This is a genomic window from Curtobacterium sp. MCPF17_047 (genome assembly GCF_003234045.1).
In the GTDB taxonomy this organism is placed as follows: domain Bacteria; phylum Actinomycetota; class Actinomycetes; order Actinomycetales; family Microbacteriaceae; genus Curtobacterium.
This window is the reverse complement of record NZ_QKSF01000001.1, coordinates 109,098-121,398: the sequence shown is the minus strand read 5'-3', so window position 1 is coordinate 121,398 and position 12,301 is coordinate 109,098. Positions and strand designations below refer to the sequence as shown.

Annotated in this window: 15 protein-coding genes and 1 tRNA gene; 9 read left to right on the top strand and 7 right to left on the bottom strand. The window is 70.9% G+C overall.

Annotated elements, in window-relative coordinates:
* Window positions 1–5: 5 nt before the first annotated feature.
* Window positions 6–572 carry an FHA domain-containing protein gene (locus tag DEJ33_RS00665; protein ID WP_111076999.1) on the bottom strand — a complete coding sequence of 189 codons (567 nt, stop codon included), beginning with the start codon at window positions 570–572 and terminating at the stop codon, window positions 6–8.
* Window positions 569–1,249 carry a DUF3662 and FHA domain-containing protein gene (locus DEJ33_RS00660; protein WP_110902921.1) on the bottom strand — a complete coding sequence of 227 codons (681 nt, stop codon included), beginning with the start codon at window positions 1,247–1,249 and terminating at the stop codon, window positions 569–571. The genes DEJ33_RS00665 and DEJ33_RS00660 overlap by 4 nt, the downstream gene beginning before the upstream one ends.
* Window positions 1,250–1,334: 85 nt before the next feature.
* On the opposite strand from DEJ33_RS00660, the gene DEJ33_RS00655 reads away from it, so the two are divergent.
* A tRNA-Leu gene (locus DEJ33_RS00655) sits at window positions 1,335–1,421 on the top strand.
* A 121-nt stretch (window positions 1,422–1,542) separates the two neighbouring features.
* Here the strand turns inward: DEJ33_RS00655 and DEJ33_RS00650 are convergent.
* The 3 genes from DEJ33_RS00650 to DEJ33_RS00640 form a co-directional block, all read right to left on the bottom strand.
* Entirely contained in the window at window positions 1,543–2,334 is a 792-nt protein-coding gene (locus tag DEJ33_RS00650) for an alpha/beta fold hydrolase (protein WP_111076998.1), read from the bottom strand.
* Window positions 2,335–2,385: 51 nt separating this feature from the next.
* Window positions 2,386–3,069, bottom strand: a complete 684-nt coding sequence (locus DEJ33_RS00645; protein ID WP_111076997.1) for an SDR family NAD(P)-dependent oxidoreductase — start codon at window positions 3,067–3,069, stop codon at window positions 2,386–2,388.
* Window positions 3,070–3,172: 103 nt separating this feature from the next.
* Complete coding sequence (locus DEJ33_RS00640) at window positions 3,173–4,030, bottom strand: NmrA family NAD(P)-binding protein (RefSeq protein WP_111076996.1); 858 nt, start codon at window positions 4,028–4,030, stop codon at window positions 3,173–3,175.
* Between the two features lie 99 nt (window positions 4,031–4,129).
* Between DEJ33_RS00640 and DEJ33_RS00635 the strand changes: the two genes are divergently transcribed.
* The 8 genes from DEJ33_RS00635 to DEJ33_RS00600 all read left to right on the top strand — a co-directional run bounded on the left by DEJ33_RS00635 (window position 4,130) and on the right by DEJ33_RS00600 (window position 9,265).
* The gene (locus DEJ33_RS00635; protein ID WP_111076995.1) at window positions 4,130–4,867 is read left to right on the top strand and encodes a TetR/AcrR family transcriptional regulator; all 738 of its coding nucleotides are present in this window, start codon (window positions 4,130–4,132) and stop codon (window positions 4,865–4,867) included.
* Window positions 4,868–4,976: 109 nt separating this feature from the next.
* Window positions 4,977–5,813 (top strand): SDR family oxidoreductase, encoded by an 837-nt coding sequence (locus DEJ33_RS00630; protein WP_111043639.1) that lies wholly within the window; start codon window positions 4,977–4,979, stop codon window positions 5,811–5,813.
* 37 nt (window positions 5,814–5,850) lie between these two features.
* Window positions 5,851–6,732 (top strand): manganese catalase family protein, encoded by an 882-nt coding sequence (locus tag DEJ33_RS00625; protein ID WP_111076994.1) that lies wholly within the window; start codon window positions 5,851–5,853, stop codon window positions 6,730–6,732.
* A 186-nt stretch (window positions 6,733–6,918) separates the two neighbouring features.
* The gene (locus DEJ33_RS00620) at window positions 6,919–7,101 is read left to right on the top strand and encodes a hypothetical protein (protein WP_111075333.1); all 183 of its coding nucleotides are present in this window, start codon (window positions 6,919–6,921) and stop codon (window positions 7,099–7,101) included.
* A 3-nt stretch (window positions 7,102–7,104) separates the two neighbouring features.
* Window positions 7,105–7,671 (top strand): MarR family winged helix-turn-helix transcriptional regulator, encoded by a 567-nt coding sequence (locus tag DEJ33_RS00615; RefSeq protein WP_111076992.1) that lies wholly within the window; start codon window positions 7,105–7,107, stop codon window positions 7,669–7,671.
* Window positions 7,672–7,762: 91 nt separating this feature from the next.
* Complete coding sequence (locus DEJ33_RS00610; protein ID WP_258374486.1) at window positions 7,763–8,416, top strand: TetR/AcrR family transcriptional regulator; 654 nt, start codon at window positions 7,763–7,765, stop codon at window positions 8,414–8,416.
* Window positions 8,417–8,457: 41 nt separating this feature from the next.
* The gene (locus tag DEJ33_RS00605; protein WP_146242496.1) at window positions 8,458–9,042 is read left to right on the top strand and encodes a hypothetical protein; all 585 of its coding nucleotides are present in this window, start codon (window positions 8,458–8,460) and stop codon (window positions 9,040–9,042) included.
* A gap of 40 nt (window positions 9,043–9,082) precedes the next feature.
* Entirely contained in the window at window positions 9,083–9,265 is a 183-nt protein-coding gene (locus DEJ33_RS00600) for a TetR family transcriptional regulator C-terminal domain-containing protein (RefSeq protein WP_258374487.1), read from the top strand.
* Between the two features lie 13 nt (window positions 9,266–9,278).
* Here the strand turns inward: DEJ33_RS00600 and ctaD are convergent, their stop codons facing one another.
* The gene (gene ctaD / locus DEJ33_RS00595) at window positions 9,279–11,042 is read right to left on the bottom strand and encodes a cytochrome c oxidase subunit I (protein WP_110902931.1); all 1,764 of its coding nucleotides are present in this window, start codon (window positions 11,040–11,042) and stop codon (window positions 9,279–9,281) included.
* Window positions 11,039–12,205 (bottom strand): glutamate--cysteine ligase, encoded by a 1,167-nt coding sequence (locus tag DEJ33_RS00590; RefSeq protein ID WP_111076990.1) that lies wholly within the window; start codon window positions 12,203–12,205, stop codon window positions 11,039–11,041. Before DEJ33_RS00590 ends, ctaD begins: the two co-directional genes overlap by 4 nt.
* Window positions 12,206–12,301 lie beyond the last annotated feature (96 nt).

Below are 12,301 nucleotides of genomic sequence, written 5' to 3'. Positions count from 1 at the left end.
CGGGACTACCGCCGCAGCTCGAACGTCGTCGTCCCGATGGTGATCGGGGTGCGTTCCGCCACGGTGGTGGGGACGGTGACCTTCTGGCCGCCCACGAAGGTGCCGTTGGTCGATCCGAGGTCGGTCAGCACCCAGGCGCCGCCCTGCAGGTCGAGCCGGGCGTGGTTCGTGGAGGTGTAGTCGTCGCGGATCACGACGTTGCTCTCGCTGGAGCGTCCGATCGTGATGGGGCCGCCGCCGAGGGGCATCTCCATGCCCTCACGAGCACCTTCGGTGATGACGAGACGGGTGGCGACCGCTCCCGCGGGGGAGGCCGTCGGGGCACTGGCCTGGCCGATCAGCTCCGTGAAGGCGCTGGGTGACGCCCCGGAGGCTGCGGCTGCGGTCCCGGCACCGGCCGGCATCGGCGGGGTGGTCGGTGTCGACGGGCCGGCCTTGGGATCGGTCGGGATCGCACGGACGCGTTGACCGAAGAGGTCGCTGCGCAGCGCGAAGACGATCACGAAGACGAACAGCCACAGCACCGCGAGGAACGCGAAGCGCAGGACGAGCAGGGTCAGGCCCGTGGTCATCGCGCACCTCCGTCGTTCTCCGGGATCACCCGGAACACCATACGGGTCCGACCGATCTCGATGGTCGAATCCGGCTCGAGGATCGCCTGACTGAAGCGCTCACCGTTGAGTTTCGACCCGTTCGTGGACCCGAGGTCGTTCACCTGGGCGTGCTTGCCGTCCCACAGGACCTCGACGTGCTTGCGGCTCGTGCCGGTGTCGGCGACCGTGATGTCGGCGTCCGTGCCGCGGCCGATGACGGTGCGGCCGCGCTGGAGACGGTGGCGCTGCGAGCCGATGTCGAGGACCGCGACCCAGGCGACGTCACGCTGCACCGTCGTCGAGTCGATCTCGAGGATGCCGGTGGAGAGGGTGCCGTCCTGCTGCAGGCGGATGGTGACGGGGCCGGAGAACGAGTAGTTCTGCGCAACCGCGTGCTGCTGCACCCGCTGCGTGAGCTCGTCGATGAGCGGCCGCCCGACGTCGTTCATCCGGGTGTGGTCCGGCGGAGCGAGCCGCACCGTGAACTCGTTCGGTACGAGGATGCGCTCGCGGGAGACCACGGCAGCCTTGGTGTCGAGTTCACGCCGCAGTGCCGCGGTGATCTCGACCGGCTGCACACCGGAGCGGAAGGTCTTCGCGAACGCGCCGTTGACGGCGCGCTCCAACCCTCGCTCGAAGTTGTCCAGTAAGCCCATGGTCCCCACGTTCTCGGTCGCTGACCTCTGCATGGTAGTGGTTGGCTCCGGGCACCGTCTGTGCATGGTAGTGTTCTCGTCGCTGGCGCGAGTGGCGGAATTGGTAGACGCGCACGGTTCAGGTCCGTGTGCTGGAAACGGCGTGGGGGTTCAAGTCCCCCCTCGCGCACCAGGGCTCTCCGATGGAGAGCAGCACGACGAAGGCCCCGATCGAGAGATCGGGGCCTTCGTCGTTCGCGGCGGCGGGTCGGTCGTTCGCGGCGGCTGGTCGTCGCGCGCCGTGGGCGCTGCCGTCACGCGCCGAGCGCGGCCGCGACCTCCCGCGCCGTACCCGCCGGGTGGAGTGCGTGGTCCTGCGACTCGGGGACGACCACGAGCCTCCCGGTCGGCAGGAGTTCCGCGAGCCGGTCGGTCGCGGTCACCAGGAACGGCCAGGTCCGCCCACCCCGCAGGACGGTCACCGGCATCGACACGGCCGCCATCGCGGGGGAGGGCACCGGCGTCTCGGCGGTGATCGTCGCGTCGTACACGGTCGACTGCGCGACGGCGACGAGGGCAGGCCACATCGGTGCATGCCGGATCTGTTCGATGACCTCGTCGGGCAGGCCCACTGCCTCGCGCTGGAAGAGGACGACAGTGTCCTCGGGTCGCCCGGCGTCGACGTGCGCCTGCAATCGGTCCACCAGGTCCGGGGCCTGCGGTGGGCGGGAGTCGTCGAACGCGAAGGGCGGCTCGGAGAGGAAGAGGTGGTCGACCTCGAGTCCACCGGCCGCCGCACGGAGGGCCAGGACGGCGCCCGAGGAGTGCCCGAGCACGGCACGGACGCCGCCGGCGGCCGCGGTGACGGCGATGAGGTCCTCGACCTCATGTGCGGGCGCGTACGGCCGGGTGTCCCCGGATCCGCCGCGGGCACGGCGGTCCAGGACCACACCCCGGAGGCCCGCCTCGGCGAGGGCGTGCGCGAGCGGTCGGGCGGCGTCGGCGGTGCTGAACGCCCCGCCGACCACGACGACTCCGGGGGCGTCGGACGGGCCGACGGCCTCCCATGCGATGGAGGTGCCGTCGGCGGAGTGGACCTGCTGCATGGCGGCAGTCAACACCCGCCCGTCGCCCGGCGGAAGAGGCGTGCCCGCCGGTCAGACGGTGACGCTCCCGAGGACACGATGGGCGATCGAGATCGACTCGCCGGACACGACCGACAGCGGGGAGGACAGGAACGCGACCAGGTCGGCGATCTGCTGCGGGCTGGACTGCCCGCCGGCACCCGGTCGGACCTCGGCGTCGGGCTGGTCGGTCACGGTGCCCGGGTTGACGACGTTGACGGTCACGCCGGTGCCCGCGGTCTCGTCGGCCAGGTTCTTCGCGATCACGTTCGTCGCCGCGTTGCGCAGTGAGGTCGTGATGTTCCCCGAGAGGTAGGCGTTCTGTCCGCTGACGACGACGACGCGGCCGAAACCGGCCTGGCGCTGCGCGGGCAGGACGGCGTTCGCCACGCGGAGGAACCCGAGGGCCTTGCCGTCGACGGCCGCGGTGACCTGGTCCGGGTCGGAGCGGCGCTCGGGGTCGAGGGTGTTCGCCGCCGGGGCCGCGGTGACCACGAGGACGTCGATGCGCGCGTGGTCCTCGAGCACGCGGGCGACGGCGCTGTCGACCGATGCCTGGTCGGCGGTGTCCATCGCGACGCTTCCCGGGGCGTCGGCGGTGCGGGAGGCGACGACGACGGTGGCACCCTCCTGGCGGAGGCGGTCGACGACGGCCGTGCCGATGTACCCCTTCCCGCCGACGACGAGTGCGACACGGTCCTGCAGCTGGAGATCCACGTCGTGGACGGTACGCCGGTGCCCGTTCAGGTGCCGGACGGGAGGCCCGTGGCGGGCCCGCCCCGCGCCTCCCGTCCGGCGCCGTGTGCGCCCACGTGCGCGGTCAGTGCGCCCGCAGTGCGTCGGCGAGGACGTCCTGGATGCTCCGCGGCTCGCGGCCGAGGAGGTCGGCGAGCGTCGGGTCGACCGTGGCGAACTCGCCGTCACGCGCGGCGGCGAAGAACCCGGTCATCATCGGGGTGAACGCCTCGGGGAGCCCGCCGGCGACGAGTGCTGCGCGGTACTCGTCCTCGTCGACCACGGTCCGGGTGACGTTGCGACCCGTGACCTGCGAGACGATCTCGGCGAGCTCGTCCATGTCGAGCGCCCGGGACGCGGTGAGCGGCGGGGTGGTGCCGTGCAGGCGGTCGGGGTCGGTCAGGGCGATCGCGGCGGCGACGGCCAGGTCCGCCTGCGCGGTCCAGGCGACCGGGCCGTCGGCGGGCAGGCGGAGCTCGCCGGTCCGGAGGCCGGCGCCGAGCATGAAGGGTGCGCTGGAGGCGTGGAAGCCGTTGCGGAGGGACGTGGTGGTGATGCCGGTGGCCGCCAGGTCCTGCTCGGTGGCGGCGTGCTGCCGGGCCGGACCGAAGTGGGAGTCCGGCGAGGTCGCCATGTGTGCCGTGTAGACGATGTGCTCCGCACCGGCGGTGACCGCTGCCTCGACGGCGGCGCGGTGCGGCTCGGGGTCGGCCGGCCCGGAGACGATGAGCACCCGGCTGGCGTCCGCGAACGCCGTGGGGAGCGTGGCGGGCTCGGTGAAGTCACCCCGTCGGACCTGCACGCCCTGGTCGGCGAGCCGACGTGCGGCGTCCGACCGCGGGTCGCGGACGCTGACGGCGACCTCCTGGGCGGGGACGTGTCCGAGGAGGTGGGCGACGACTGCCCCGCCGAGCTGTCCGGTGGCTCCGGTGACGATGATCATGGCTGCTCCGATCGTGTTTCCAGTGGTAACACGAGGAAAGTATCATTGGAAACGCCATGACGGAAGCGGCGATACCACCGCCTCGGTAGCATCGGAACCATGAGCCCCGCACCGGACCCGCGCACCCGCATCGTCACCGCGGCCGCACGCCTGCTCGCCGAGGACGGTGCCGCCGCGGTCACCACCCGGAGCGTCGCGCTCGCCGCCGGTGTCCAGGCGCCGGCGATCTACCGGCTCTTCGGTGACAAGGACGGCCTGCTCGACGCGGTCGCCGAGCACGTCCTGGCGGACTTCGTCGCCGCGAAGACCGAGCACGCGGCCGCCGAGGCCGACGGTGGCGGGGACCCCGTCGCGGACCTCCGCGACTCGTGGCGGGTGCAGGTGGCCTTCGGGCTCGCCAACCCCGCGCTGTTCCGTCTGCTCTACGCCTCGGACCGCGACGACGACTCCCCGGCGGTCGCTGCCGGACTGGACGTGCTCCGCGCGCGGGTGCACCGGGTCGCCGCCGCCGGACGCCTCCGCGTGCCCGAGGAGCAGGCGGTCTCGATGATCCGCGCAGCCGGCGCCGGGTCGATGCTGACGATGCTCGCCGGCGGCGCACCGGAGGGCGGCTCGCCCGGCGACGGGTCGCTGCCCGAGCTGATGCTCGACACGGTCCTGGCAGCGATCGTCACCGACCCGCCGACCTGGGCGGACGGCGAGGATGCCGACGGGGGATCGGTGCCCCTCGGCGCGCTGCAGGCCGTGCGTGCCGCCGCCCCCGCGCTCCCCGGCCTGACCGCCCCCGAGCGGGCGTTGCTGCAGGAGTGGCTCGGACGGGCGACCACCGCCTCCTGACCGGCGGGCACGCCGCGCCCGTCCGCGTGATCTGAACACTCCGGACGGCCGTCCAGCGACGCCCGCCGACCATGACCCCCTGCACGACGACCTTCGTCCAGGGAGTGACATGAGCGATCAACAGCAGCAACCCCCCGGTTCCGAGCAGGCGATGGGACCGAAGCCGGACCACGGCGAGACCAGCTACAAGGGATCCGGCAAGCTTGCCGGCAAGAAGGCCGTGATCACCGGCGGTGACAGCGGTATCGGCAAGGCGGTCGCGATCGCCTTCGCCCGCGAGGGTGCCGACGTCCTGATCTCCTACCTGCCCGAAGAGGAAGAGGACGCGCAGGAGACCAAGCACTGGATCGAGGACGCCGGTCGCAAGGCCGTGCTCTTCCCCGGTGACGTCAGTGACCCGGCCTACTGCCGCAGCATCATCGACACCGCGGTGTCCGAGCTCGGCGGCATCGACGTGCTGGTGAACAACGCCGCGTACCAGATGACCCACGAGACGCTCGAGGAGATCACCGACGAGGAGTGGGACCACACCCTCGCGACGAACCTCAGCGCCTACTTCCACCTCGTCAAGGCAGCACTGCCGCACCTGCAGTCGGGCGCCTCGATCATCGGCACGAGCTCGGTGAACTCCGACAACCCGGTGCCGACCCTGCTGCCGTACGACGTGACCAAGGCCGGCATCGCCAACTTCTCGGCCGCGCTCGCGCAGCTCGTCGGGGAGCGCGGCATCCGCGTGAACAGCGTCGCGCCCGGCCCCATCTGGACGCCGCTGATCCCCTCGACGATGCCCGCCGAGCAGGTCGAACAGTTCGGCACCCAGACACCCCTCGGTCGCGCCGGACAGCCGGCAGAGCTGGCCCCGGTGTACGTCCTGCTCGCGAGCGACGACGGCAGCTACGTCTCCGGTGCGCGCATCGCGGTCACCGGCGGCACGCCGATCCTCTGACCCGTCCACCCGAACCGAACAGAAACAGGAGAACGATTTGTACTTCCACAAGCAAGAGCTCCAGTTCAAGGCGACCCCCGACAAGCCCGACGCGATCTACGCGCGGAAGCTCCAGGAGGTGCTCGGTGGTCAGTACGGCGAGATCTCCGTCGCGCTGCAGTACCAGTTCCAGGCGTGGAACATGCACATCCCGGGCAAGTACCGCGACATGGTGTTCGGCATCGGCGCCGAGGAGATGGGCCACGTCGAGATGCTCGCGACGATGATCGCCCAGCTGCTCGAGAAGTCCCCCCTCGGCATCACCGAGGACGCACTGCAGGACGACCCGACGGTCGCCGCGATCGTCGGTGGCACGGACGTCCAGCACGCCATCGTCGCCGGCGCCGGTGCGCGTCCGGTCGACAGCATGGGCAACCCGTGGCAGGGCTCCTACATCACGGCCAGCGGCAACCTGCTCGCCGACTTCACGGCGAACGAGAACGCCGAGATGCAGGGCCGCGTCCAGGCCGCCCGGCTCTACCACATGACCGACGACCACGGCGTCCGGGACCTGCTGAGCTTCCTCATCGCCCGCGACACCATGCACCAGAACATGTGGGCGACCGCCGCTGCCGAGCTCCGCGAGCAGGGCCTCGAGACCATGCCGGTCCCGAGCAACTTCCCGCAGCACAAGGAGAACCAGGAGGTCCACTACCAGTACCTCAACTTCTCCGACGGTGCGCAGGCCAAGGAAGGCTCGTGGGCGAGCGGCCCGTCGTTCGACGGCAAGGGCGAGTACTCGTACCACGACGGCCCCACGACCTCGGTGCCGATGCCCCCGCCCACGCACCCGGACTCGCGCCTGTACGGCACGACCGAGCTGCCGAACACGGTCGAGAAGATCGCCGGCACGGTGCAGGACAAGCTCAACAAGGAGTAGTCCCTCCCGCTCCACGCACGAGCCCTTCCTCCGTCGGAGGAGGGGCTCGTGTGCGTTCGGGGACCGCGGTCGTTCGGTGCGCGAACTGTACAAGTGGCAAAACTGTTTGTTGCCCTCATAGTTCACGATGTGAAAGAGTTGCCACGTCCGCACGGACAGCAGACCCTCGACGAGGAAGGCGCACCCATGCAGAGCACGTACCACGGCACGTCGCACGACACCCGGTTCGGCGGCTCCCACCCGCGAGTGGGACTCACCGACCCGGCCGTCATCGAAGCCTGGGTCGCCCAGCGGATCGAGGACCCGTCGCTGCTGTCCCGCCGCACCGAACTGTCCTACGCCGACTTCTTCGTCGCCCCGGCCGCCTGACGCATGCCGCTGACCGTCGTCCGCCGCGAGCACGTCCACCTCTACGCCCGCGAGCCGCGCACCCGGTCCGCCAAGACCGCGGTCGACGCCCTGCTGCGGCTGCAGCACGCCGAAGAGGACCAGCTCGAACGTGCCCGCGGCGAGAGCGGTCTGACGAAGAACGAGTTCCTCACCGTCCGCTACATGCTGCAGGCGCACCGCGACGGCCGGAGCATGGGCCCGAAGGACCTGGCCGTCATGCTGTCGGTCTCGAACGCCTCGGTCACCAAGATCGTCGACGGCCTGGTCGAGAAGGGCGACCTGCTCCGGGTCCCGCACCCCACCGACCGTCGGGCGCAGGTGCTCGAGCCGACCGTGCAGGCCGCCCGCAAGATCGACAAGTCGTACGAGATCTTCCACGAGGCCGTGGTCGAGGTCATCGACCACCTCTCGGCCGAGGACAACGAGGTCCTGGCACGCTGCCTGGGGCAGATCACGGCCGCACTCGACGCCGGCCTGCCCACACCGGTGGACGAGTACACCGTCCCGCAGGCGGGCGCTGACGCCGACGGGTCGGCTGCCGGTTCCTGACACCCACCGGACGGGAGGCACGTCACCGCTGGTGATCGGGGCCTCCCGTCCGCCACTGGCCGCGAAAACCTTCCAGCGGTAAGTTGGCACGGTGACCGACCCCGCCGATGACGACGCAGCGATCTCGTCGCGCCGCGGCGGCTACCGCAAGGGCACGGAGCGACGGGCCCAGATCCTCGACGAGATGATCCGGATGGTCGCCGAGCAGGGCGTCGACGCGTCCTCGTTGCGGTCCGTCGCGGACGCCCTCGGCATCACGCACGCGGCGCTCCGGCACTACTTCCCGAGCCGCGACGAGCTGCTGCTCGCCGTCTACCGCGAGCACGAGGTGCGCGAGCAGGGTGCACCCGAGCGGATGAAGTCCGCCATCGGCGACATGCGTGAGAGCGCCGCGCGCAACCGGGCCGTACCGGGGCTCGTGCAGCTCTACACGACCCTCTCCGCCGACGCCGTGCAGGAGGGTCACCCGGCCACCCGCGAGTTCATGCGCGACCGGTTCACCCGGCTGCGCGCCGACCTGGCCGACCTGATCCGGCGGGACCAGTCGGCAGGACGGATCCGTGACGACCTGGACCCGGAGGACCTGGCGAGCCTGAGCATCGCGGTGTCCGACGGTATGCAGGTGCAGTGGCTGCTCGACCCGGACGCGGTCGACGGGGAGCGGGTGCTGCGACTGCTGGAACGGATCGTGCCCCCGGGCGAACCGCGGGCATCCGGCCCCGAGGCCGTGCTCCCGGCCGACTGATGCTCGCCGAGCAGGCACCGCGAGCGAGAACCGGTCGCGCTGTGTCCACCGCGAGCCGGTGGACTGCTGTCGTGGTCGCCGCCGTCGCGCTCGTCGTCGGCGTCGTCCTCGTGCACGCCGGAGGTGACGGCGCGCAGCTCGTCGTCGCCGGACGCGGGCCCGGCACGATCACGCAGGCCTGCTGGCTGGTCGGTGCGCTCGCTGCCGCGTACGCCGCCGTCACGTGGGCGTGGCACTTGACCCGGTCCGGGCGCTCCGCCGGCCGGACGGTCGCTCGCGCTGCCGCGGCGCTCCTGTCGGTGGGGCTCCTGGGGTGCGCACTCGGTTCCGTCGTGCTCTCGTCCCTCGGCGGGTCGGTCCGGTACGTCGACGTCGGTTCGGCCTCCGGTCACACGGTGACCGTCGCCGAGTACCGCTCGCTGGGCGGACGCCAGCTCCAACTCGGCTTCCGCGACGGATGGTCCTTCCGACCCGCCGCCGGCGCGCGGGCGTGGGCGAACAGCAACCAGGTCGAGACGGGACCCTCATCGACCGATGAGGACGTCTTCCGCCTCCACGTCGACGGGAGCCGGGTGCTGGTGGACCACGGCGGTGACCAGCCGCTCGAAGCGCGGTTGCCCGGATGACCGTCGACCCGTAGACCGTGCCGTCCAGCAACGGGACCAGTTGGCAGGGCGGATCCGTGACGACCTGGACCCGGAGGACCTGGCGAGCCTGAGCATCGCGGTGTCCGACGGGATGCAGGTGCAGTGGCTGCTCGACCCGGACGCGGTCGACGGGGAGCGGGTGCTGCGACTGCTGGAACGGATCGTGCCCCCCGGCGGCACCGAGGGGCACGGACCGCACTGAGCGGTGCGAGGGGTCACGCCTGTTGCCCGGGGCCCTCCGGCTTCCGGGTCTTGCCGCTCGCCTGGTCGTGCGTCGGCGCGTCAGGGGCGTCCATCGCCCGACCCACGCCGACCGGCACGCCGGCCTCCGGGTGGTTCAGGTCGAACGCCGGCGACTCGGACCGGATCCGCGGGATCGCGGTGAAGTTGTGGCGCGGCGGCGGGCAGCTCGTCGCCCACTCCAGCGATCGGCCGTAGCCCCACGGGTCGTTCACACGCACCCGCTGACCGTGCCGCATCGTCTGCACGATGTTCAGGAAGAAGGGGAGCATCGACGCGGCGGTCACCATCGCCCCGACGGTCGACACCTGGTGCATCCAGGTGAACCCGTCCTCCGGCAGGTAGCTCGCGTAGCGGCGGGGCATGCCGACCACGCCGAGCCAGTGCTGGATGAGGAAGGTCGTGTGGAACCCGATGAAGAGCATCCAGAAGTGGACCTTGCCCAGGCGTTCGCCGAGCATCTTCCCCGTGAACTTCGGCCACCAGAAGTAGAAGCCGGAGAACATCGCGAACACGACGGTGCCGAACACGACGTAGTGGAAGTGCGCGACGACGAAGTAGGTGTCGTGCACGTGGAAGTCCAGCGGCGGGGACGCCAGGATCACCCCGGTCAGGCCGCCGAACGTGAACGTCACGAGGAATCCGATCGCCCAGAGGATCGGCGTCTCGAACGTCACCGAACCCTGCCACATCGTGCCGACCCAGTTGAAGATCTTCACGCCGGTCGGCACCGCGATGAGCATCGTCATCAGGGAGAACCAGGGGAGCAGGACCCCGCCGGTGGCGAACATGTGGTGCGCCCAGACCGAGATCGACAGGGCCGCGATCGAGATGGTCGCGTACACCAACGTCTTGTAGCCGAAGATCGGCTTGCGGCTGAAGACGGGGAACACCTCGGAGACGATCCCGAAGAAGGGCAGCGCGATCACGTAGACCTCGGGGTGACCGAAGAACCAGAACAGGTGCTGCCAGAGCAGAGCACCGCCGTTGGCGGGGTTGTAGACCTGCGCGTCGAACGCCCGGTCCAGCAGCAGCCCGAACAAGGCCGCCGCGAGCACCGGGAACGCCATGAGCACGAGGATCGAGGTGATCAGCACGTTCCAGGTGAAGATCGGCATCCGGAACATGGTCATCCCGGGCGCCCGCATCGTCACGATCGTCGTGATGAAGTTCACCGACCCGAGGATCGTGCTGAACCCGGTGATGCTCAGGCCCGCGACCCACAGGGTCCCACCGAGGCCGGGCTGGAACGTCGTGTCCGACAGTGGCGCGTAGGCGGTCCAGCCGAACGACGCCGACCCGGCCGGCGTGAGGAAGCCACCCATCGCGATGACGCTGCCGAAGACGTACAGCCAGTAGGACAGGGCGTTCAGTCGCGGGAAGGCGACGTCCGGGGCGCCGATCTGCAGGGGCATGATCGCGTTCGCGAACCCGGCGAACAGCGGGGTGGCGAAGAGCAGCAGCATCACGGTGCCGTGCATCGTCATGAGCTGGTTGTACTGCTCGCGGGTGTCCAGGACGTCGAGTCCGGGGGTGAAGAGCTCGGTCCGCATGACGACGGCCATCAGTCCGGCGAGGCAGAAGTAGCCGAACGAGGTCACCAGGTAGAGGTTGCCGATCGTCTTGTGGTCCGTGGAGGTGTGCCAGTGCACCGCACGGACACCGGACCGGAGCGGCCGTCGTCCGAGGAGTTCACCGGGCTCTTCCCCGAGGGCTGGGGGCGTCGTCGTCTGGGTCATGGGGTACTCCGTCCGATCACGGTCCGCGGTCGTGCTGCATCGAGGTGGGTGCTCGCGACCGGGACGACCCGGGCCGCGGCGAGGGCGATGTGCCCGAGGTCGTCCGACCCCGGTTCCGTCATCGGCAGACGGGCTGCGCGCTGGCGGGCGGCACCGGTGCCGCGGGCGAAGAGGTCGGCGATGCCCCGTTCGACCAGCTGGTCGTCGCCGTTCGCCGTCAGGGCCGGCAGGACATGCGCCAGGAGCAGCATCACGACGTCCCGGGCGGGGGCCGGACGCTCGGTCGTCGGATCGACGAGGCACCCGTCGAGCCCCTCGAGCGCCGCTCGCCAGTTCGCCAGCCGGACCGCACAGGCGGGGGTGTTGGGAGCCTCCCGGCCGACCGCGGCGTCCTTCGCCGCCGTGTCCACCAGGGCGCGGACCAGTCCGGCGACCGTGACGGTCGTGCCGGGGTCGAGCGGCACGTCGGCGACCCGGACCTCGACCGTCGGGTGGTTCTGCGACAGCCGGGCATCGAGGTAGAGCATGCCTGAGTCGAGGAGCGCACCGGTGCTGAGCATCGCGTCCGTCACCGCCCGGTAGCGCGCCAGCGAACCGAAGCGCTCCTGCGGACCCGACGACGGCCACTGGTTCCAGAGCATCGACCGCCAACTGGCATGCCCCGTGTCGACACCGTCGTGGAACGGGGAGTTCGCGGTCAGGGCGATGAGGATCGGCGTCCACGTGCGGATCTGGTCGAGGACGGCGACACCCTCCTCCGGGGAGTCCACCGAGACGTGCACGTGCAGCCCGGACGTGAGCACCCGCCGGGGCAGCGAGCCGTACCGCTGCATGATCGTCGTGTACCGCTGCGACTCCGTCGGGTGTGGCTCGACCGGGGAGGGCGAGGTCGCGAGGGGGGCGGCATGTGCTCCGGCCTCGGACGCGAGCATCTCGGTGAACTCACGGTTGGCGAGGACCTGGCCACCGAGCGCTGCGAGCGACGAGTGCGGGCGGGTGAAGACCTCGATGGCCTCCCGGTGCATCTCGCCGACGACTTCGCCACCGTCGCCGGGGCCACCGGCAGCGACGGCACGGGCGAGCACCTGTTCCGCGACCGGGACGGGGTGACCCGTCGTCCGGTCGATGAGCAACAGCTCTTCTTCGACTCCCATGGTGCGCATGCACTGAGTGAATCCTCGGGCGGCTGCGCATGGGCACCGGGTGGCCGGAGCACGCGGCAGGACGATCCGTGGAGCGCGGGTTCGGTCGCGGGGGAG